We start from the raw sequence: 20,415 nt of genomic DNA on the forward strand, positions 1-20,415 counted from the left end.
GGTGCAGTGCAAAGAAACGCGGTGGGCGGTGCGCGTCATGCAACGTCCACCGCTGTGCCCGGACCTACCAGTCGCCGTCCTGGACCGGCTTGCCCGGCGCGTCGCCCAGCGGCTTCACCTGGCCGGGAGCGGGCGGCACCCAGGGTTCGTGGTCGTCGCCGAGCCAGTCGCCGACCGGCTGCACCGCGCCCAGGGTGTCCGTGGGGTCGAGGTCCTGGGCGTCCTGGTCGTAGTAGTCGAACCAGGGGAGCCCGGCCCGCGTGTAGGCCGCGCGGTCCACGGGCGACGGCGGCGGGGCCTCGCCGGTGATACGGCGCCACTCGGGCGGGGTGACCAGGTGCACGAAGACCCGTCCGGCGGGCTCCTCGGCCCAGCTGCCGCGCGGCCAGTCGTCCCGGTAGATCTCCTGGTGCATCGAGCCGCCCACCCCGAGGCCCATCGCCGCGGCGGCCCGGCGCCGGGCCGGCGGGGCTGCGCCCGGAGCGGCCGAGGGAGCCGCCATGGGGAACGCGGCACCCGGCGCCTGAGGTGCGGCGCCGTACCCTCCGGCCATCGTCACCGACCGCTCGGCGACGCGCCGCCGCTCCTCCCGCCACTCGGCGAGCTTCTCCTCGGTCGGCGGGAACGACTGGAGCTGTACGCCGCCGAACACCTCCTCGCCGGTGACCTGGCCCTCGACCGTGGCGCCCATGCCGAGCGGGACGGCCACGAACTGGCGGACCGTGCCCTTGCCGGAGTTGATGCCGTCGAGCCACGGCTGGCGGGGCAGCACCACATAGTTCTGCGGTTTCCGGGTGAGCCGGTCGCTCCACGGCTTGCCGGACACCGCGCACACCTTGCCGACGCCGACCTGGAGCGCGGCCGGTTCCGTCGTCCCGCCGAAGTGCAGCCACATGGCCTCGCGCAGATACACCGGCAGCATCACCCCGCCACGCGCCCGCATCCGCTCGGGCACCGTGTCCGGATGGTCCTCGACCCGGCGTATCGGGAAGTCGCCCAGCCCCGGTGGCAGCTGATGCGTGCCCGTCTCGGGCAGGCGCAGGGTGCGCATGAACCGTATCCGCACGCCTCCCGGCAGACACAGTGTGCTCCCGTCGATCCGTACGGTGCCGTCGGCCATTGCGCACGCTCCCCTCGTTGTCGCCGTACCGCCCTGTCACTTAGTACGTCTGGCGAGGGCGGGACGGTTCCGCAGGGCGCGGCGCACGGTGCGTACGCGTTCGCGCAGACGGGTGAGGCGGGGGCTGCGCTCGCGCTGTTCCTGGGTGCAGCGGTCGAGCTCCTCCAACAGCCGGCGGGAGCGGTGCTCGGTGTCGAGCTCGTCCAGGATGCGGTTGACCTCGGTCAGGACGGCACCGTGGAACTGCCACTGGCGGGAGTCGCGCCGGACCTCCTCCAGCAGCAGCTGGGCCAGCTTGTCGCGGGTCGCGCGGGCCGTGGACAGCTCGGCGGCGAGCCGGGCCTCGGCCGACTCGGCGCTGCGGCCGACGTCGGTGGTGACCAGCACGGAGAAGCTGACGACGGCGTCGGCGATCTCGGCCAGGAGCTGTTCGAGGGCCGCCCCCACCCGCGGCTCGAACAGCGGCTCCGGTTCGCGCTCCCGGGCGAGGTCGGCGACGGTACGGGCGATCACCCGCAGCACCACCATGCAGATCTCCAGCGTGTCCAGTCCGGTGCGCAGCACCACCCGGTGCAGCAGCCCCTCCCGGACGCGCGGATTGAGCTTCAGGCTGTCCTCGGCCTGCTGGAGGGCCGCGTCCACCTCGACGATGTCGTGGTCGAGCCGGCGCGCCTCTGCGAGCCGGGCGGCCGCGTGCGCGGCGGGGGTGCGGCCCGCGGCCTCCTCGCCGACGCGGAGCATCAGCTGCCGCATCCGGCGCGCCAGGTCCTCGATCGACTCACCGGCCGCGCCCACCCACACCGGGGGAGCGAGCAGGAAGTTGAAGCCGAGGCCCACGACGGCGCCGATCAACGTCTCCAGCACCCGCGCCCACGCCGTGTCCCCGACCCTGGTGACGCCCAGGACGAGCATCGCGCTGATCGCCACCTCGGGCACGAACTCGCTGACCCGCACAAGGTGCCCGACGGCCAGCGAAGCCAGGAGCAGCAGGGCCAGGCTCCACCAGGTGAGCCCGACCAGGACGCTGAAGCCGATGGCGAGGACGACGCCCGCGACCACGGAGTTCACCCTGCGGATACCGGTGGTGAGTGTGGAGTAGAGGGTGACCTGCACGACGAGGAGCGCGGTCAGCGGAGCGGTGAGGGGCGCCACCTCGGGGCTGAACCGCAGTGCCACGACGTACGCCACCGTGGCGGCCGCCGCCGATCGCACCGACTGCACGACCACGGGCTCCTGCCGCCACTTCACCACCTGCGCGCAGATCGCGGACCAGGCACCACGTACGTCTCGCATTGCTGAGTTCTTTCCCCTTGCTCCGGTGCACCGAACGTGTGCATCGAGGCTGATCATCGCCGGGCGGCGGCCCTGGGGAAAGCCCCCGTCACACGTCTGAGGACCGCCCCACCGTGGAACGGCGACCCACCGGATGGTGACCGTCCGCCCTGATCGGAAGCCTTGGGATCATGACATGGCATCGGTCCCGTTTCCTCCTGGCCCTGCTGGTCCCGCTCGGCGCGCTGACCGCCGGGGCCGGGCCCGCACCCGCCGCTACAGACGAACGGACCCGGTCGTCACGGCGCTCGAACGCTCGGCGCACCCCCTACGGACCGTGGAACCCCACGGAGACACCCGCGACTTACGCCCCCCTCGACCTCATGATCGGCGACGCCTACCTGGCGCTCATCACATGGATGCGCGCCTACAACCGCGAGCACCCGGCCGATCCCGTCCGCTTCATGGGCGACGACCTGGGCTGGGCCGGACCCGAGCTGTACGACAGGGTCACGGACCATGTGGCCGACGCCCACCCCGCGCTCCTGCCCCGCGGCACTGAGCCGGACCGCGGGCTGCGGCCCGCGGTCCCGGCCGGCGAGTACATGACGCGGCAGTACATGAGCGCGCCCCTCGCCGAGCGTCAGGAGAGGGCCGTACGAACCGGCCGGGCCCTAGAACTGCTGCGCGAGCCGCCGGGTGCCGACCGGGAGGCGGTGGAGGCGGCGAGGTTGCGCGACCGGTAGCCGGCTCAGTCGTACAACTTCCGCAGGAACGAGGCGAGATGGCCCACCGTCCGGGCGATCTGTTCCTCCCGCGTGAGGCTCTCCTCGAAACGGCCGCCGGGCTCGGGCAGCTTCTTGCCCCGTACGTAGAGGGAACAGGCGAGGTCGGTGCACATGTAGACACCGACCGAGTTGCCCTCCCGCCCGGCGGCACCCGCCTTGCGGGCCGTCATCAGGGAGACGCCGTTGCCCGGATGCGTGGTCAGGCAGAGCGAGCACATGCTGCGGTGCAGCAGGCCGCGCCGCACGAGGGGAAGCGCAGGGTGACGCCGATGAGCCGGTCGGCGCGCTCGGTGACCAGATAGCTGCGGTCGGGTGCTCCGGGATCACGCCAGCCGAGGAAGTCCAGATCGTCTCAAGGAAGTCTCTCCAGGTCACGCGGGATCGCGAGCCGCTTCGCCTCTCCCTTGGAGCAGTTGACAAATGAGTTGCGGATATCGCGTTCGGTGAGTGACCTCATGGAGAGTCCTCTTCTGATTCTGAGACGGGGATCGACGCCGTAGAACGTAGAACCTAGGAATCCTAGGTAAGCACCTAGGCTACGTAGCCAACTGGAAGGGAGCCAATGGATTTCCTCCGCCCGCCACGCGGACTCCGCCACACGGGACCGGCGCAGGAGGCCGCCCTGCGCCACGTCGCCGCGCTGTCCTCGGGACCGCCCGTGGACCCCGCTCTGCGGCTGACCCTCAACTTCCACCCCGACCGGCACGCGCGCGGGGTGCCGATCCTGGAGGCGCTGGCCCGGGACGGCACGTACCGCTCCCAGTTCGTCACGGGCACCAGCAACGGAGGGCTGACCGCACACCCGGGCGGCGACCGGTGGCGCTGGGAGCGCCGGATCTTCGGCGGCGCGTACGACGACCTGCCCGCCCGCGAGCGTCCGGTGTACGGCGCGCTGGACTTCCGGCGCCAAGTGGTCGGCGCCGCACCACGGTTCGGCTCCTCGTACTTCCGGCTGACCGGCGAGACGCTGGAGCGCGCCACGTTCTGCTACCCCGACAGCGCGGCCGAGCCGAGCGACTTCGGGGTGGCGAGCGGCATGTCCCTCATCGCGTCGGCGGAGGCGGACGACCAGGACGCGCTCAACGACTACATCGAGGCACATGTGCACGGACGGGTCCTGCTGGAGCGGGACGTGGAGGCGCTCGTGCTGGACGCGAGTTACCGCGGGACCCCTGTCGAGACCGCGGCGCGAGGGCTGCCGTGCCCGGTCGAATGGCACCCCGGGCACCGGCTCTCCGTCGCGGAGTTACGGCGTCACGCGGACTACCGCGGCCCGGAGTACGTGGAGTTGGGCGCGCACCTCGCCGAGGGCGGGCACCTCGACCCGCGGATCATCGGGGACGCCGCGCGCACGGGCCGGTACGAGACGCAGGACCTGAAGATGGTGTGGCACTGCCTGGCCCGTTTCGGGGCGCCGGAGAGGGCGCGGTCTCCGGGCGCCGGCCGGGCGACCTGATGGCGAAGGGGAGGTACGTCGAGGACGTGTGCGCGGCCGGAGAAACCGGTGCACGTGTGTGGGCCCACCTGGCAAAGTGGGCCCACACATCACGCGGGAGGCCGGAGTGGACGACTGGGAACGGGTACGGCTCATCCTCGACGCGGCCGGACTGCCCCCGGACGCCCTCGCCGATCGTCGACCCCTGGGCGGCGGGACGTACAACACGGTCGAGGAACTGCGCCTGACCGACGGCACCCGTCACGTCCTCAAGGTCCCCCCACCCGTCACCGCCCCCGGTATGACCTACGAACGTGAACTCCTGTACGCGGAGGCGGAGTTCTGCCGGGCCGCCGCCGCGGTCGACGTGCCCGCGCCCGGGGTGATCGGAGCCGCCTTCGACGAGAGCGCACCGACGGGCCGCCACCTCCTGCTGACCTTCTGCCCCGGCACGGCATGGGAGGGCCTGGACGCCGCCCAGGAGGCCTCCCTGCGCCGGGAGCTGGGCGGCCTGGTCGCCCGCCTCCACCGCGTGACCGGCCCCGGCTTCGGTTACCCGTCCGGCACCCTCGCGCCCGACTGGCGCACCGCCTTCACCGCCATGTACGACGCCGTGCTCGCCGACGCCCACCGCTACCGGGCCTGGCTCCCGCACCCCGTCGAGGAGGTGGCTCGCGCGGCGAAGGCGACGTACGACTCCCTCGACGAGGTCACCGTCCCCCGTCTCGTCCACTTCGACCTGTGGCCGGGCAACATCCTGGTGGAACACGGCACGTCACCGCGTATCGGCGGCCTCATCGACGGCGAGCGCATGTTCTGGGGCGACCCGCTGGCGGACTTCGTCTCGCCGGCCCTGCTCGGCGACATCAGGCAGGACAGCCACTTCTTGACGGGCTATCAGGAGGAGGGCGGAGAAGCCGAGTTCACTCCCTCGGCCCGCCGACGCCTCGCCCTCTACCGCAGCTACCTCTACCTGATCATGCTGATCGAGACGGTGCCGCGCGCCCTGGGCGACGACCACGTCGCATGGGTACGCGAGCGGGTGGCGCCGGAGCTCACGGCGGCCCTCGACGAACTCGGCGGCTGAGACCGGCCCCGGTTTGCTCCCCGACCGCCGAGGTACTCGCGGTGGGCGTCGAACGAAGGGAGCGGGTCGTGACCGATCACCAGATGGAGACGCCCGGCGAGAACGGCGACCCCGTTCCGAGGGACATGCAGGACCAACAGGCCGACGCGGTGGGTGAGGACCCCTGGGACATCACACCCACGCGCTCCGGCGCCGACGGCTCGGACGAGGAAGAGGAGCGGGACGGGGAAGAGAAGGAGGAAGACGGCCAATCCGCCACCGACGTCCCCTACGTCCCCGACACGGACGAGGCAGGCACCGGCCGCCGAGGCGCCCCGCACTCGGGCACGGTCCACCCCGAACATCCGGCCCCGGACGAGTCCACCGCCTGAAACCTCGCGGCGACGTGCCCCCCCCCCCCCCGCCGTCGACCGACCGGCGGCCGCTCCACGATCCGCGCGCTACCGTGGAAACGTGACGGCACCGCTGGACGTCCTGGTGGTGGGCGCCGGGCCGACCGGCCTCGCTCTCGCCGCGCAGCTGCGCACGTACGGGATCAGGTTCCGGATCATCGACCGCGACCCCGACCTGGCGCACGAGTCACGGGCCCTGGCCATCCAGCCGCGCACCCTGGAGACCCTGGCGGGACTCGGACTGGCCGACGAACTCGTCGCGCGTGGCAACCCGGCCGTACGCCTGTGGCTGCATCTGCCGCGCCGCGTGGTCCGGTTGCCGCTGTTCGACATCGGCCTCACCGGTACCCCGTACCCCTTCCTGCTGTTTCTGTCGCAGGCCGAGACCGAGGACGTCCTCGGTGGACAGCTCGCCGAGCGAGGCACCGAACTGCTGAAACTGTCGGACGAGGGCGACGGCGTCGTCTGCGTGCTGCGGCATCACGACGGTACTCAGGAGCGGTTGCGGGCCCGCCATGTCGTCGGCTGCGACGGCGCGCAGAGCACGGTCCGAGCCCAGGCGGGCATCGCCTTCGAGGGGTACGCGTATCCGCAGACCTTCCTCCTCGCCGACCTGGAGGTCGACGGCCTGGAACTCGGCGCCGCCCACGCGTATCTGACGGGTGCCGGGGTGCTGCTCTTCTTCCCCCTTGTCTCGCCCGCGAGTTGGCGCATGCTGGCCATGCGCCCGCCCGGCGCCCCGGACGCGGACGTCGACCTGCGGCAGCTCCAGGAGATCACCGACCGGTACGCCGGCGACGGCCTGCGTCTGCGGGACCCGGTGTGGATGACGGTGTTCCGGCTGCACAACCGCGGTGCCGCCCTTTACCGTTCCGGACGGGTCTTCCTGGCGGGGGACGCCGCTCACATCCACAGCCCGGCCGGCGCTCAGGGCATGAACACGGGCATTCAGGACGCCCTCAATCTGGGCTGGAAACTGGCGCTCGTCTGCCGGGGGATCGGCGCGGAGGAGTTGCTCGACACCTACGAGGCGGAGCGGGCACCGGTCGGGCGTACCGTGCGCCGTTTCACCGACCGCGCCTTCACCGTCGCCACCAGCGGCAATCCCCTGATCCGCCTCGCCCGGACCGGACTCGCCCCCTGGCTGGCCCCGCTGGCGCTGCGCTCCGGCCGCCTGCGCGGCGTGGCCTTTCGCACCGTCTCCGAACTCGGCATCCACTACCGGCGAAGCCCCGTATCCGTGACCGGACCGCACCTGCCCCGGCGAGGGCCGCGCGCCGGTGACCGGCTGCCCGACCTGCCCCGCGGGCTGCAGAGCCGAACCGCCGCACCGGGGTGGCACCTGCTGCTCGCCGGAGAGCCGGGCATCTGGTCCGAGCGATCGCTCGGCGCGGTCACCCGGGGGCGGGCCGGGCTGATCACCGTCCACCGGCTCGACGGCGACAGCCCGTGGCCCGGCGACGGACCGGTCCACGGGCTGGTGCGCCCGGACGGTTATCTCGGCCATGTGGCGGGTGGTACGGCCCTGGAGGGCCTGAACGCCTATCTCGACCGTTGGCTGCCTTCGTCGCGATGAACTTGTGGGCGCCTGTTCACAATTCACCGCGCCATCCGGACGGACTCATTCTGGACTCGCTGAGGTCACAGTCGTCTCTCATCACGCAGGACCAAGATCTATCTATATAGATGAACCGCTATGGTTCATCCGGCGTCGGGTATTCGTACACCGAGGGTTCACATAGGCGGGCTTCGATCCAACTGTCCCTACGGCGCGCACTGCGCACCTCATCCACATGGCCGGATAGATCCGGCGGACACGAGGATCGAGAGTCACGTGAACATTTCCACTTCGTTGCGCCGAGCCAAGGCTCCCCTGGCTCTGACGGCTGCTGTCATGCTGGCTGCGAGCGCGTGCGGCGGCGACAACGCCGGCTCGGGCGGCAGTGGTGATGAGCTGTCGGGCACGGTGAAGATCGACGGTTCCAGCACCGTCGCCCCGCTGACCAGTGCCGCCTCGGAGTTCTACGCAGAGGAGCAGCCGAAGGTGCGGGTCACCGTCGCCACCTCCGGCACCGGCGGCGGTTTCAAGAAGTTCTGCGTCGGCGAGACCGACATCTCCGACGCCTCGCGGGAGATCAAGGACGAGGAGATCGCGACCTGCGAGGAGAACGGGATCACGTACGAGAAGTTCTCCGTCGCCAACGACGCGCTGAGCGTGGTCGTCTCCAAGGACAACGACTGGGTGGACTGCCTGACCACCGATCAGCTGAAGAAGATCTGGGAGCCCGACTCCAAGGTGAACAACTGGAACCAGGTCGACCCGAGCTTCCCGGACGAGGAGCTGAAGCTGTTCGGGCCCGGCACGGACTCCGGCACCTTCGACTACTTCACCGACGCCATCAACGGAGAGGAGGGCGCCTCCCGCACCGACTACAGCGGCAGCGAGGACGACAACGTCATCGTCACGGGCGTCTCCGGCTCCAAGGGCGGCATGGGCTACTTCGGCTTCTCCTACTACGAGGAGAACCAGGACAAGCTGAAGCTGGTCGACATCGACGGCGGCGACGGCTGTGTGACGCCGAGCGTGGAGTCGACGCAGGACGGCACGTACGCGCCGCTGGGCCGGCAGCTGTTCATCTACCCGTCGGCCCAGGCGCTGGAGCGGCCCGAGGTGGTCGACTTCGTCGAGTTCTACGTCGAGAACCACAAGGAGATCGCCGAGGACGCCCAGTTCATCCCGCTCAACGACACGCAGGAGCAGGAGCTCAAGGCGGCGCTGGACAAGCTGAAGGAATCCGCTAAGTGAGCGGCTCGACCCATCAGTCCGCCGCGGGGACCGGCACCCGGTCCCTGCGGCGGACTCGCCCGCGTTACGGCGAGGCCGCGATCAAGGGCTTGCTGATGACCGCGGCCCTGGTCTCGGTGGCCACCACCGTGGGGATCGTCGTTTCACTGATTCCCCCGGCCGTGGACTTCTTCCGGCAGGTCAGCCTGTCCGAGTTCCTCACCGGCACCGAGTGGACGCCGCTGTTCGCCGACAAGAACTTCGGCGTGCTGCCACTGGTGGGCGCCACCCTGGTGATCACCGGCGTCGCCCTGGTCATCGCCGTGCCCGTCGGCCTCGGTGCGGCGATCTACCTCAGCGAGTACGCCAACCCCCGCCTCCGCCAGCTGCTCAAGCCCAGCCTGGAGGTCCTCGCCGGCATCCCCACCGTGGTCTACGGCTTCTTCGCTCTGGCGTTCATCACGCCCCTGCTGAAGGACATCCTGCCGACCACCTGGACGCCCGATGTCCGCAACGGCCTGGCGGCGGGTCTGGTGATGGGCGTGATGATCGTGCCGACCATCGCCTCGCTCACCGAGGACGCGCTGTCCGCCGTGCCGCGTGCGCTGCGCGAGGGCTCATTGGCGCTCGGTGCCGGCAAGCGCACGACCTCGGTCCGTGTCGTCGTCCCCGCCGCCTTGTCCGGCATCGTCGCCGCCTGCGTTCTCGGCGTCTCCCGGGCTGTCGGCGAGACCATGATCGTGCTCATCGCGGCGGGGGTGAGTTCCGAGTTCCGCATCAATCCGCTGACCGAGATGGAGACCATGACCGCCTTCATCGCGCGTGCCGCCTCCGGTGACGTCCCGGTGGACTCGATCGAGTACAACACCCTCTTCGCGGTGGGCGCGCTGCTGTTCCTGGCGACCTTCGTGATGAACCTGATCAGCATTCGGCTGGTGCGCAAGTACCGGGAGGTGTACGAGTGACCGCCCCCGTCAAGGACGCGGTGCCGACGGCGACCCGCCGTGGAACGCTGGCCGGACCACGGTTCAGGCCGGGCGAGAGCCTGTTCCGCTGGCTGCTGCTCGCCTGCCTCGCCGTCGGCGTCATCTTCCTGGTCTCGCTGCTGACCTACGTCCTCGTCGAGGCGTGGCCGCGCCTGGACTCCCGGCTGTGGGACAACTTCCCCTCCATCCGCCGCCCGGAGAACGCCGGCGCCCAGTCCGCGATCTTCGGCACGATCTGGGTGATCTCCTTCACCGCGCTGTTCTGTCTGCCCACGGGCATCATGGCGGCGATCTACCTGGAGGAGTACGCGGACGCCAACCGCTGGTACAACCGGATGATCGAGCTGAACATCCAGAACCTGGCCGCGGTGCCCTCGATCATCTACGGCATCCTCGGACTCGGCCTGCTGGCCCGGCAGTTCGCGCTCGGCACCACGGTGCTCACCGCCGCGCTGACCCTCTCCCTGCTGGTGCTCCCCGTCGTGATCATCGCGTCGCGGGAGGCGATCCGGGCCGTACCGCAGTCCATCCGGCATGCCTCGCTCGCCCTGGGCGCCACCCAGTGGCAGACCATCTGGCGCCAGGTGCTGCCCGCTGCGGTGCCGGGCATGGCGACCGGGTCGATCCTCGCGCTGTCCCGCGCCATCGGTGAGGCGGCGCCCGTGATCATGCTGGGCGCGGTCACCTTCGTCATGTTCAACCCCGAGGGCCTGCAGAGCTCGTACACCGTGCTCCCGGTCCAGATCTACAACTGGATCAGCCAGTCCCGCGAGGAGTTCCACCACCTGGCCGCCGCCGCGATCATCCTGCTGCTGGCGATCCTGCTGCTGATGAACGCCGCCGCGATCTGGCTCCGCAACCGCTACAGCCGCCGGTGGTGACCGCCATGCCCGAACCGACCGCCAACACGCCAGTTACCGCTGTGCAGGAGACCGCCATGACCACCCCCTCCGACGCCCCGCGCGGCACCAGGACCCCGCAGGTCGCCTTCCGCGAGGCGCCGTCCCTGACCAGCCCGGTCTTCGAGGTCGGCGGTCTGTCGGTGTTCTACGGCGACCACGAGGCCGTCCGCGACGTCAACATGACCATCGGCCACCGGCAGATCACCGCGATGATCGGCCCGTCCGGCTGCGGCAAGTCCACCGTGCTGCGCTGCTTCAACCGCATGAACGACCTCATCCCGACCGCCCGCGTGGCCGGAAAGATCCACTACCACGAGGAGGACCTGTACGGGAAGGACGTCGACCCCATCGAGGTGCGCCGCCGGATCGGCATGGTCTTCCAGAAGCCGAACCCGTTCCCCAAGTCGATCTACGACAACATCGCGTACGGCCCTCGGGTGGGCGGCTTCAAGGGCAACCTGGACGACCTGGTCGAGGAGACCCTCACCCATGCGGCGCTGTGGGACGAGGTCAAGGACAAGCTGAAGACCTCCGCGCTCGCGCTGTCCGGCGGCCAGCAGCAGCGGTTGTGCATCGCCCGCACCATCGCGGTCAAGCCCGAGGTGATCCTCATGGACGAGCCGTGCTCGGCCCTGGACCCGATCGCCACCGCCAAGATCGAGGACCTCATGGAGCACCTGGCCGAGGAGTTCACGATCGTCATCGTCACCCACAACATGCAGCAGGCGGCGCGCGTCTCGCACCGCACGGCGTTCTTCACGGCCGACGTTGACGACAAGGGCGAACGCCACGGCCGTCTGGTCGAGTACGACGAGACCGAGCGGATCTTCTCCAACCCCTCCGACCAGCGCACGGAGGACTACATCTCCGGCCGCTTCGGCTGACGGATCCCTGTCCGACGTCCGCCCCTTTGCGCACGTCACGTAAAGGAGTACTACGGGTGACACCCGATCCACACCGGCCGCCGGAGACCGTCGCCGACAGCGGTCCCGGCGGCCCCGAAGACGGCAGGGCCCCGGATCTGCTGCTGGCCGAGCCCGACTCGGACATCGCCCAGAAGGCCGTGGCCCGTCTCCTGACGGCGGGCGTACGGACCCTGGTCTGCCACGACGGCGCCGAGGCCCTGCTCCAGGTCGGCGCCCGAGGGCCGAAGGCGGTCCTGCTCGGCGCCCCGCTGCCGGTGGTGGGGGCCGTCCGGGTCACCGAGCTGATCGCCCGGCTCCACCCGGTACCGGTCATCGTGGGAGCCGGGCCCGAGGGCGCCGCGGAGGCCACCGCGGCCCTGGCGGCCGGGGCCGTGGCCTTCGTGGCCCGCCCCTACCGCACCGAGGAGATACTCCCGCTGCTCAGGGGCGACCGTCCGTCCGACGACTCGGAGCAGAGGCTGGTCGTCGGTGACATCGAGCTTGATGTTCAGGGCTTTCATGTCTACGTACGAGGGCGGTCACTCCAGTTGCCCGTACGTGAATTCCTGTTGCTGCGCTACCTCATGGAGCGCCCCAGCAAGGTCGTCAGCCGCGCCGAGCTGACCCGGGCGCTGTGGGGCACCGAGTCCCTGGACAGCAACACCCTGACCGTGCACGTGCGGCGGGTCCGCAACAAGCTGCGCGACGAGGCGGGCAGCTGCGTCACCATCGACGCGATCCGCGGCATGGGCTACCGCCTGGAGTGCGCTCCCGACAACTGCGCCCCGGCAGAGGCCACGGTGGCGCGTCCGGTGCAGCCGACATAGCCGTGGGGCACGGTCCGCGACACCCTCGCCGCGGTGGTCGGCCCGCGTGTGCGAAATGGCTGCAGGAGACGCCGACGGCCAACCGGTCGTCCCCGGGTCATCGGCGCAGCGGCCGGTCAGACGCCGGGACCGTGAGGGTGGCCCGGGGAGCGACCCACGGCCGTACGGTCGAGCAGTTCCCGGACCAGGCCGTCGACGCGCACGGCCAGGGCGTCCCGTACCGAGCGGGCGCTCTCGATGTCCAGCCCCGACAGCTCCGGCAGGTCCCAGCTGAGGTAGCGGCGGCCGGGCCGCAGCGGGCAGGCGTCCCCGCAGCCGAGCGTCACCACCACGTCGGCCGCGTCGACGGCCTCGGACGTCAGCGGCTTGGGGAACTCCTCGCCCGGGTCGAGGCCCTGCTCGGCCAGCAGCCGCTCGACGACCGGCGCGATCGCGCCGCCGGGGTCGGACCCCGCGGTCAGCACCTCGATCGCGCCGGCCGCCCGATGGCGCGTCAGCGCGGCGGCCAGTTGTGAGCGCCCGGAGTTCTCGGTGCACACGAACAGCACATGCGGGACGGGCCCCGGCCCCAGCCCGGACGCCTTGGCCAGCGCCCGCAGCCGCTGGTCCGCGAACCGTTCCACCAGCACCGGCAGGTGACGGGTGGTGCGGGCCCGCCGCCCGAGCAGCTCCGCGCACTCCTCGACGTATGCCGCGATCGTCTCGCGGGAGAAGGCCCGGCCGTGACGCGCCGCGAGCCGCCGCGCGATGCGCTCCATGACCGCCCCGCTGTTGTGCAGGGGTGGAGTGCCAGGACCGGACCGGCTGTGCTCATCCATGGGGGCACCTCTTCTGGTCGTGCCGGGGCATCGCTCGCTGCCTCGCATCATAGGTTTCTGTCTATGTCTTGGACAGCGCCGAGCGAAAGTGAACGCCAAGTGAACAAGTGGCGAGATGGGCCTTGGAGGGCGAGGGGAACGCCTGAGCGGCGCTTATGGTCAATAGATGGCTATCTCTACCTATGGCGAAAGGTCGGAGGCGGTGGCAGACGAGGCGGAGACGTGCACCCCATCGCTGGCCTGCCTCCTGATCGACCGTGACGAGGCCGAGCGCCTCGCGGTCATGCTCAAGGCCATCGCCGACCCGACCCGTCTGCAGCTGTTCCGACTCATCGAGCGCGCACCCGGCGGTGAGGCCTGCGTGTGCGACCTGACCGACTGCCTGGGGCTGCGGCAGCCCACCGTCAGCCATCATCTGAAGGTCATGACCGAGGCCGGCCTGCTCAATCGCGAGCGCCGCGGCACCTGGGTCTGGTATTCGGTCGACCAGGGCGGACTGCGCCGCGTACGGGAGATCCTGGAGCCCGTGGCCGAGCCGGAGACCGCGGCGGCGGCCTGACCCTGACCCGTCAGGTGGCGGCCGAGCTGTCGCTCACGCCGCGGCCTGCCCCGTCAGGCGGCCGCCGAGCTGTCGCTCAGGCCGTCTTCTCGGGGGCGATCTCCTCGATCAGGCCCTCGACCAGCTTCTTGATCTCGTCGCGGATCGGGCGGACGGCCTCGACGCCCTGGCCCGCCGGGTCGTCCAGCTGCCAGTCCAGGTACCGCTTGCCGGGGAAGACGGGGCAGGTGTCGCCGCAGCCCATGGTGATGCAGACGTCGGACTCCTTGACCGCGTCCACGGTCAGCATCTTCGGGACCTCGGCGGAGATGTCGATGCCGACCTCGCGCATGGCCTCGACGGCGGCCGGGTTCACCCCGGCGCCGGGGTTGGAACCCGCCGAGCGGACCTCGACGCGGTCCCCGGCCAGGTGGGTCAGCCACGCGGCGGCCATCTGGGAGCGGCCGGCGTTGTGGACGCAGACGAACAGCACGGACGGCTTGTCGGGCATCAGGGGTCTCACTTGTCTCGCAACGGGGCGGGTGTCTCGCAACGGGGGCGGGCGCGGATCGCATCAGCACCCGGTGGTGTCAGCCACCACTGATGTGACAGTATCAGTCCATGATGACGTCAGTCGACACTGACCTGATCCGGGTTCTGGCCGACCCGCTCAGGCTCCGAATCGTGACCCTGCTCGCACGCGAGACGCTGTGCACCACCCATCTCGTGGCGGAGACCGGCGCCAAGCAGACCAACCTCTCCAACCACCTGAGAGTGCTGCGCGAGGCCGGGATCGTCGAGACGGAGCCGTGCGGCCGGTTCACGTACTACAAGCTGCGCCCCGACGTCATCGCCCAGCTCGCCGGTCAGTTCGCCGACCTGGCCGAGTCCGCTCGCAATGCCGCCGACAACAAGAGGGCCTGCCTGTGACCCGCACCGAAGCAGCCGCGACCGCCGAGGAGTCCTCGGTCGTCGCGAAGCTGTCGACGCTCGACCGCTTTCTCGCCGTCTGGATCCTGATCGCCATGGCCGTCGGCCTCGGCCTCGGCAGGCTCATCCCCGGCCTCAACGACACCCTGGCCAAGGTCGAGATCGGCGGTATCTCGCTGCCGATCGCCATCGGCCTGCTGATCATGATGTACCCGGTCCTGGCCAAGGTCCGCTACGACAAGCTCGACGCGGTCACCGGCGACCGCAAGCTGATGGCCTCGTCCCTGGTCATCAACTGGATCGCCGGTCCGGCGGTGATGTTCGCGCTCGCCTGGATCTTCCTGCCGGACCTGCCCGAGTACCGCACCGGCCTGATCATCGTCGGCCTCGCCCGCTGCATCGCCATGGTGATCATCTGGAACGACCTGGCCTGCGGGGACCGTGAGGCCGCCGCCGTCCTGGTGGCATTGAACTCGGTCTTCCAAGTACTGGCGTTCGGCCTGCTCGGCTGGTTCTACCTCGACCTGCTCCCCGGCTGGCTGGGCCTGGGCGACGGCGAGCACCTCGACATCTCCATGTGGAAGATCGCCCTGAACGTCGTCATCTTCCTCGGCATCCCGCTGCTCGCCGGGTTCCTGACCCGCCGTATCGGCGAGAAGAAGCTGGGCCAGGAGCGGTACGAGTCCGACTTCCTTCCGAGGATCGGCCCCTGGGCGCTGTACGGCCTGCTGTTCACGATCGTCATCCTCTTCGCCCTGCAGGGGAAGACGATCACCTCGCAGCCGCTGGACGTGGCCCGGATCGCGATCCCGCTGCTGGTCTACTTCGCCGTGATGTGGTTCGGCACCTTCGCCCTTGGCAAGGCCATCGGCCTGGCGTACGACAGGACGGCAACGCTCGCCTTCACGGCGGCGGGCAACAACTTCGAGCTGGCCATCGCGGTAGCCATCGCCACCTTCGGCGTGACCTCCGGCCAAGCCCTGTCCGGTGTCGTCGGCCCGCTGATCGAGGTGCCGGTCCTGGTGGCCCTGGTCTATGTCTCGCTGGCCTGGCGCAAGAAGTTCACCACGCGTACCGCCGCCCCTGTGGAGGCGGCGAGGTGAACCGCCGGGACCGCGCCGGCACCGGGGCGCCCGATGCCGTGTGCCGCCCGCGGTCCACGAGCGCCGGCCCCGCCTCGTGACGAGCGGCCGGCCCACGTCGGTCGTGGTGATCGGCGGCGGCCAGTCCGGGCTCGCCGCCGGTTACCATCTGCGCCGGCTGGGCGTCGAGTTCGTGGTCCTCGACGCCGGGGCCGCGCCGGGCGGCGCCTGGCAGCACGCCTGGGACTCGCTGCACCTGTTCTCCCCGGCCGCGTTCTCCTCGCTGCCGGGCCGGCTCATGCCCCCGCAGACCGGTGAGGAGTATCCGGACGCGGCGCACGTGGTGGCGTATCTGCGTGACTACGAGAAGCGCTACGAACTGCCGGTCCGGCGGCCGGTGCGGGTGCTGGGCGTGCACCGGGACGGACAGCTCCTGCGTGTGGAGACCGACTCCGGGAACTGGCGCGCACGGGCGGTCATCAGCACCACCGGCACCTGGTGGCGTCCGTTCCTGCCCGCCGTGCCCGGAAGCGGGGACTTCGGCGGAGAGCAACGGCACACGGTCGCCTACCGCACGCCGGGGGAGTACGCCGGCCGACGGGTGATCGTGGTCGGGGGCGGCAACTCGGGCGCGCAGATCGCCGCCGATCTGGCGTACGACACCGAGCTGACCTGGGTCACCCGGCGCCCACCCCGTTTCCTGGCCGACGACATCGACGGCCGCGCCCTGTTCGACGCGGCCACCGCCCGCCGCCGCGCCCTCGACGCCGGCCGTACCGACACCGGCGGTGTCGCCTCCCTCGGTGACATCGTCGCCGTCCCGCCCGTACGCGAAGCCCGAGACCGCGGACTGCTCAAGGCCAGCCCGATGTTCACCCGCCTGGTCCCCGGCGGCGTCGAGTGGGCCGACGGCACCCGCGCCGAGGCCGGCGCGATCATCTGGTGCACCGGATTCCGCCCCGCCCTCTCCCACCTCGCGCCGCTCCAGCTCCGCGGTCGGCGCGGCCACATCGCCACCGCCGGTACCCGCGCCGTGGACGAGCCGCGCCTGCACCTGCTCGGCTACGGGGACTGGACCGGCCCCGCCTCCGCCACCCTCATCGGCGTCGGCCGACCCGCCCGGGACGCGGTACGGGAGATCGCCGACCTCGTACGCGACTGATCGCGCCGCCGCTGAACCCGCCCCGACCTCCGAGGCACCGCGACACGCCCGCGTGCGAGCCGTCAGGCGGCGGACGTGGTCGCGGGCACGGGCGCGGTGGCGGGCATCAGCAGGCGGCTCATCGCGGCGAGTACGGAAGGCTCGACGCGGTAGTAGACCCAGGTCCCGCGCCGCTCCGAGACGAGCAGTCCCGCCTCCTTGAGCTTCTTGAGGTGGTGGGAAATCGTCGGCTGGGACACGCCCACGTCCGAGATGTCGCACACGCAGGCCTCGTTGTCCGGATGTGAGGCCACCTTGGAGAAGAGGCGCAGCCTGACCGGGTCGCCCAGTGCCTTGAACATGGCCGCCGTGATCGCGGCTTCCTCGGCCGTCAGCTCCCGCTCGGTCAGGGCCGGGCAGCACGGCTGGGCCGGGAGCGCGGCCACCTTCTCGGGATTCGACATGTGTCTATATTGACACTCGCTCGGGTGTGCTGCCAAGAACAGTTGTTGTCGACGGGGAGCCGAGCCGGACGGACTGCTTAGAAGAACTTCTATGTTGACGGATGTCTATTCAGGGCGCATCCTGGAGTCGCATCACATCGACAGACATCGAAATCAAGGAGTCTCTGTGACCGCGCCCGCCACCCATGACCTGCCCGTCGTCGTCATCGGAGCCGGACCTACGGGCCTGGCCGCAGCCGCCCGCCTGACCGAGCGCGACATCACCTCCGTGGTGCTGGAAGCCGGGCCGGCCGCGGCCCGGGCCGTACGCGAGTGGTCGCACGTACGCCTCTTCTCGACCTGGGGCGAGGTCACCGACTCCGCCGCCGAGAAGCTGCTCGCGCCCACCGGCTGGACCAAGCCCGACGAGGCCACCTACCCCACGGGCCGCGACTGGGCCGAGCGGTATCTCCAGCCGCTGGCCGACGTCCTGGGCGAGCGGGTGCGCTACGGCGTCACCGTCACCGGGGTCGCCCGCGCCGGCCGGGACCGCGTCGTCGACACCGACCGCGAAACCCAGCCGTTCGTCGTCCAGGTCGCCCACGCCGACGGCACGGAGGAAGACATCCTCGCCCGCGCGGTCATCGACGCCTCCGGCACCTGGACCACCCCGAGCCCCGCGGGCGGCAGTGGTCTGCCCGCACTCGGCGAGAAGGCCGCGGCCGACCGGGTCACCTACCGTGTCCCCGACCTCAGGGACCCGGCCGTGCGCGCCCGTTACGCGGGCAGGCGCACCGCCGTCATCGGCTCCGGCGCCTCCGCCTTCACCGCGCTCGCCTACCTGGCCGATCTGGCCAAGGCCGAGGACGGCAGCGGCACCCACGCCGTGTGGGTCCTGCGCCGGGGCATCAGCGGCTCCACGTACGGCGGCGGCGAGGCCGACGAGCTTCCCGCCCGCGGCGCCCTGGGCCTGGCCGCGAAGGCCGCCGTCGACAACGGCCACGCCGATGCGGTGACGGGCTTCCGCACCCAGGCGATCGAGCGCGCCGCGGACGGCCGTGTCGTGCTCGTCGGCGGGGACGGCCGACGCCTGGAACCGGTGGACGAAGTCATCGTGCTGACGGGCCTCCGCCCCGACCTGTCCTTCCTCGACGAACTCCGCCTCGGCCTGGACGAGCGACTCCAGGCACCCGTCGCCCTCGCGCCCCTCATCGACCCCAACCAGCACTCCTGCGGCACCGTCTACCCCCACGGCCACAAGGAACTGTCCCACCCCGAGCCGGGTGTCTACCTGGTCGGCATGAAGTCCTACGGCCGTGCCCCCACGTTCCTCGCGATGACGGGCTACGAGCAGGTGCGCTCCGTCGTCGCCGCCATCGCCGGCGACTTCGCAGCAGCCGACGAGGTCGAACTCACCCTCCCGGAGACCGGAGTCTGCAGCGGCGGCGGACTCCTCGACGACCCGGACGGCCAGTCGGCCGAGGGCGGCGGATGCTGCGCGCCCACGCCCCAACTGGCCCAGATCGCGCCCACCGGCGCCGCCATCCCGATCGGCCGGCCCGAGGCGCCCGGGAGCAGCATCGGCTCCTGACCTGCCGTACCCCGGCAGTCCAGGCCGGGGTACACCTTCCTCGTACGACAGGAGAAACAGCCATGTCCCGCGTACAACTCGCCCTACGCGTCCCCGACCTGAAGGCCTCGATCGCCTTCTACAGCAAGCTGTTCGGCACCGAGCCCGCCAAAGTCCGCGACGGCTACGCCAACTTCGCCGTCGCCGAGCCCCCGCTCAAGTTCGTCCTGATCGAGGGCACGGCGGGCGAGGACACCCGCATGGACCACCTCGGCATCGAGGTCGAGAGCACCGAGGCGGTGCACTCCGCCACGACCCGCCTCGCCGACGCGGGTCTGGCCACCGTCGAGGAGAACGACACCGCCTGCTGCTACGCCCTCCAGGACAAGGTCTGGGTCCACGGGCCCGGCCAGGAACCCTGGGAGGTGTACGTCGTCAAGGCCGACACCGACACCCTCACCAAGCAGCAGGCCGACGCCCGCCGCACGAGCCCGGCCGAAGCCGGTGGCTGCTGCTGACGACCGATGACCGCCCTTCAGGCCGACGTGGCAGTGGCTGGAACCGGGGACCAGCCACTGCCCCGCGCCGTCCCCCCTGCGCGCCATCCGGATCACCGGCTGGGGAATCGTCCACCACGCCCTTCCTGTCGGCGGCCCTGAGGGCGGGGTTGCAGCGGAGGCCGGGCTGTCGCGTGGACCTACGGTGGAGCGCTTGCGAGTTCGGGGCCGGTGGAAGGGAGCCAGGGCGTGATGGACCAGCGGCGGCGTTCCCGGCGGCGGGGGCGGGGTGAACTGGAGGCGCTCGTCCTGTCCGCGCTGGGTGAGGCGGACGGCCCGGTGAGCGCGGGGTGGGTGCAGGAGCGGCTGGGCGGTGGCCTCGCCTATACGACGGTGATCACATCCTGACCCGGCTGCTGGCCAAGGGCGCGGTCACCCGGGAGCGGGTGGGCCGGTCCTTCGCGTGGACGCCCGTGTCGGACCGGGCGGGTCTGGCCGCGCGGAAGCTGCGCAGGATGCTGGACGCCGAGAGCGACCGGGAGGCGGTGCTGGCCAGCTTCGTCACCGGCCTCGGCCCGGACGACGAGCGGCTGCTGCGCGACCTGCTGGATCAAACCAAGGGCGAAGGAGAAGGAGAACGAGAACGAGAAGGCTGAAGACTCACAGGGGTGTTCGTCTTTCTGCCGCTGCCCTGCGTGGTTCTTCATCCTCCGAGCATGCCGACCCCGGCTTCCGTGCCTCCTTGCCCGTCCGGCGGCGGGCACAGCGGTGCCCTCGGTTCCGGTTGTGGTGAGACGGGCCCGTCTCCCGCCCGTATGCCCGTGTACAGGTAGCGTTCCGCTGTCCGGTGGGCACAGGTGCCGGGCACTCGTGAGGAGTTGACCGGCCGGGCACGGC

Annotated in this window: 21 protein-coding genes and 2 pseudogenes; 17 read left to right on the forward strand and 6 right to left on the reverse strand. The window is 70.9% G+C overall.

Annotated elements, in window-relative coordinates:
* Positions 1-64: 64 nt before the first annotated feature.
* Both ACWD3C_RS08635 and ACWD3C_RS08640 read right to left on the reverse strand, forming a co-directional pair.
* Positions 65-1,120, reverse strand: coding sequence for a hypothetical protein (locus tag ACWD3C_RS08635; RefSeq protein WP_451141532.1), 1,056 nt, complete (start codon positions 1,118-1,120; stop codon positions 65-67).
* A 36-nt stretch (positions 1,121-1,156) separates the two neighbouring features.
* The gene (locus tag ACWD3C_RS08640; RefSeq protein ID WP_451141534.1) at positions 1,157-2,413 is read right to left on the reverse strand and encodes an FUSC family protein; all 1,257 of its coding nucleotides are present in this window, start codon (positions 2,411-2,413) and stop codon (positions 1,157-1,159) included.
* 170 nt (positions 2,414-2,583) lie between these two features.
* Between ACWD3C_RS08640 and ACWD3C_RS08645 the strand changes: the two genes are divergently transcribed.
* On the forward strand, positions 2,584-3,138 hold the full coding sequence (locus ACWD3C_RS08645; RefSeq protein ID WP_451141536.1) for an erythromycin esterase family protein: 555 nt from the start codon (positions 2,584-2,586) through the stop codon (positions 3,136-3,138).
* Positions 3,139-3,143: 5 nt separating this feature from the next.
* Here the strand turns inward: ACWD3C_RS08645 and ACWD3C_RS08650 are convergent.
* Positions 3,144-3,637, reverse strand: a pseudogene (locus ACWD3C_RS08650) (FBP domain-containing protein).
* A 105-nt stretch (positions 3,638-3,742) separates the two neighbouring features.
* On the opposite strand from ACWD3C_RS08650, the gene ACWD3C_RS08655 reads away from it, so the two are divergent.
* From ACWD3C_RS08655 to ACWD3C_RS08695, 9 genes are all read left to right on the forward strand, one after another.
* Entirely contained in the window at positions 3,743-4,636 is an 894-nt protein-coding gene (locus ACWD3C_RS08655; protein WP_451141538.1) for a DUF3626 domain-containing protein, read from the forward strand.
* 106 nt (positions 4,637-4,742) lie between these two features.
* On the forward strand, positions 4,743-5,702 hold the full coding sequence (locus tag ACWD3C_RS08660) for a phosphotransferase family protein (RefSeq protein WP_451141540.1): 960 nt from the start codon (positions 4,743-4,745) through the stop codon (positions 5,700-5,702).
* A gap of 68 nt (positions 5,703-5,770) precedes the next feature.
* Positions 5,771-6,073, forward strand: a complete 303-nt coding sequence (locus tag ACWD3C_RS08665; RefSeq protein WP_451141542.1) for a hypothetical protein — start codon at positions 5,771-5,773, stop codon at positions 6,071-6,073.
* A gap of 82 nt (positions 6,074-6,155) precedes the next feature.
* Positions 6,156-7,670, forward strand: a complete 1,515-nt coding sequence (locus ACWD3C_RS08670; protein ID WP_451141544.1) for an FAD-dependent monooxygenase — start codon at positions 6,156-6,158, stop codon at positions 7,668-7,670.
* 258 nt (positions 7,671-7,928) lie between these two features.
* A complete protein-coding gene (locus ACWD3C_RS08675; protein WP_451141546.1) occupies positions 7,929-8,900 on the forward strand; it encodes a PstS family phosphate ABC transporter substrate-binding protein in 972 nt (323 codons plus the stop codon).
* Positions 8,897-9,844, forward strand: a complete 948-nt coding sequence (pstC, locus tag ACWD3C_RS08680) for a phosphate ABC transporter permease subunit PstC (protein ID WP_451141548.1) — start codon at positions 8,897-8,899, stop codon at positions 9,842-9,844. Before ACWD3C_RS08675 ends, pstC begins: the two co-directional genes overlap by 4 nt.
* Positions 9,841-10,746, forward strand: coding sequence for a phosphate ABC transporter permease PstA (pstA, locus tag ACWD3C_RS08685; RefSeq protein ID WP_451141550.1), 906 nt, complete (start codon positions 9,841-9,843; stop codon positions 10,744-10,746). Before pstC ends, pstA begins: the two co-directional genes overlap by 4 nt.
* Positions 10,747-10,802: 56 nt before the next feature.
* Positions 10,803-11,651 carry a phosphate ABC transporter ATP-binding protein PstB gene (gene pstB / locus ACWD3C_RS08690; RefSeq protein WP_451141552.1) on the forward strand — a complete coding sequence of 283 codons (849 nt, stop codon included), beginning with the start codon at positions 10,803-10,805 and terminating at the stop codon, positions 11,649-11,651.
* Positions 11,652-11,707: 56 nt separating this feature from the next.
* Positions 11,708-12,499, forward strand: a complete 792-nt coding sequence (locus tag ACWD3C_RS08695; RefSeq protein ID WP_451141554.1) for a winged helix-turn-helix transcriptional regulator — start codon at positions 11,708-11,710, stop codon at positions 12,497-12,499.
* A gap of 116 nt (positions 12,500-12,615) precedes the next feature.
* Here the strand turns inward: ACWD3C_RS08695 and ACWD3C_RS08700 are convergent, their stop codons facing one another.
* Complete coding sequence (locus ACWD3C_RS08700; protein ID WP_451141556.1) at positions 12,616-13,317, reverse strand: arsenate-mycothiol transferase ArsC; 702 nt, start codon at positions 13,315-13,317, stop codon at positions 12,616-12,618.
* A gap of 166 nt (positions 13,318-13,483) precedes the next feature.
* On the opposite strand from ACWD3C_RS08700, the gene ACWD3C_RS08705 reads away from it, so the two are divergent.
* Positions 13,484-13,876, forward strand: coding sequence for an ArsR/SmtB family transcription factor (locus ACWD3C_RS08705; RefSeq protein WP_451141558.1), 393 nt, complete (start codon positions 13,484-13,486; stop codon positions 13,874-13,876).
* Positions 13,877-13,952: 76 nt separating this feature from the next.
* Here the strand turns inward: ACWD3C_RS08705 and ACWD3C_RS08710 are convergent, their stop codons facing one another.
* Entirely contained in the window at positions 13,953-14,366 is a 414-nt protein-coding gene (locus tag ACWD3C_RS08710; RefSeq protein ID WP_451141560.1) for an arsenate reductase ArsC, read from the reverse strand.
* Positions 14,367-14,476: 110 nt separating this feature from the next.
* Here ACWD3C_RS08710 and ACWD3C_RS08715 point away from each other — a divergent pair, with 110 nt between their 5' ends.
* The 3 genes from ACWD3C_RS08715 (at position 14,477) to ACWD3C_RS08725 (ending at position 17,029) form a co-directional block, all read left to right on the forward strand.
* Positions 14,477-14,785: an ArsR/SmtB family transcription factor gene (locus ACWD3C_RS08715; RefSeq protein WP_451141562.1), complete on the forward strand. Its 309-nt coding sequence runs from the start codon at positions 14,477-14,479 to the stop codon at positions 14,783-14,785.
* Complete coding sequence (gene arsB / locus ACWD3C_RS08720; RefSeq protein WP_451141564.1) at positions 14,782-15,888, forward strand: ACR3 family arsenite efflux transporter; 1,107 nt, start codon at positions 14,782-14,784, stop codon at positions 15,886-15,888. Before ACWD3C_RS08715 ends, arsB begins: the two co-directional genes overlap by 4 nt.
* A 76-nt stretch (positions 15,889-15,964) precedes the next feature.
* Positions 15,965-17,029: an ArsO family NAD(P)H-dependent flavin-containing monooxygenase gene (locus ACWD3C_RS08725; RefSeq protein ID WP_451141566.1), complete on the forward strand. Its 1,065-nt coding sequence runs from the start codon at positions 15,965-15,967 to the stop codon at positions 17,027-17,029.
* A 62-nt stretch (positions 17,030-17,091) separates the two neighbouring features.
* On the opposite strand, the gene ACWD3C_RS08730 is transcribed toward ACWD3C_RS08725, so the two are convergent.
* A complete protein-coding gene (locus ACWD3C_RS08730; protein WP_451141568.1) occupies positions 17,092-17,472 on the reverse strand; it encodes an ArsR/SmtB family transcription factor in 381 nt (126 codons plus the stop codon).
* A 166-nt stretch (positions 17,473-17,638) separates the two neighbouring features.
* On the opposite strand from ACWD3C_RS08730, the gene ACWD3C_RS08735 reads away from it, so the two are divergent.
* The 3 genes and pseudogenes from ACWD3C_RS08735 to ACWD3C_RS08745 all read left to right on the forward strand — a co-directional run bounded on the left by ACWD3C_RS08735 (position 17,639) and on the right by ACWD3C_RS08745 (position 20,174).
* Entirely contained in the window at positions 17,639-19,042 is a 1,404-nt protein-coding gene (locus tag ACWD3C_RS08735) for an NAD(P)-binding domain-containing protein (RefSeq protein ID WP_451141569.1), read from the forward strand.
* A gap of 62 nt (positions 19,043-19,104) precedes the next feature.
* Positions 19,105-19,539 carry an ArsI/CadI family heavy metal resistance metalloenzyme gene (locus tag ACWD3C_RS08740; protein ID WP_451141571.1) on the forward strand — a complete coding sequence of 145 codons (435 nt, stop codon included), beginning with the start codon at positions 19,105-19,107 and terminating at the stop codon, positions 19,537-19,539.
* A gap of 228 nt (positions 19,540-19,767) precedes the next feature.
* Positions 19,768-20,174: pseudogene (locus tag ACWD3C_RS08745) on the forward strand (BlaI/MecI/CopY family transcriptional regulator).
* Positions 20,175-20,415 lie beyond the last annotated feature (241 nt).

This window comes from Streptomyces sp. NPDC002845 (assembly GCF_053591955.1).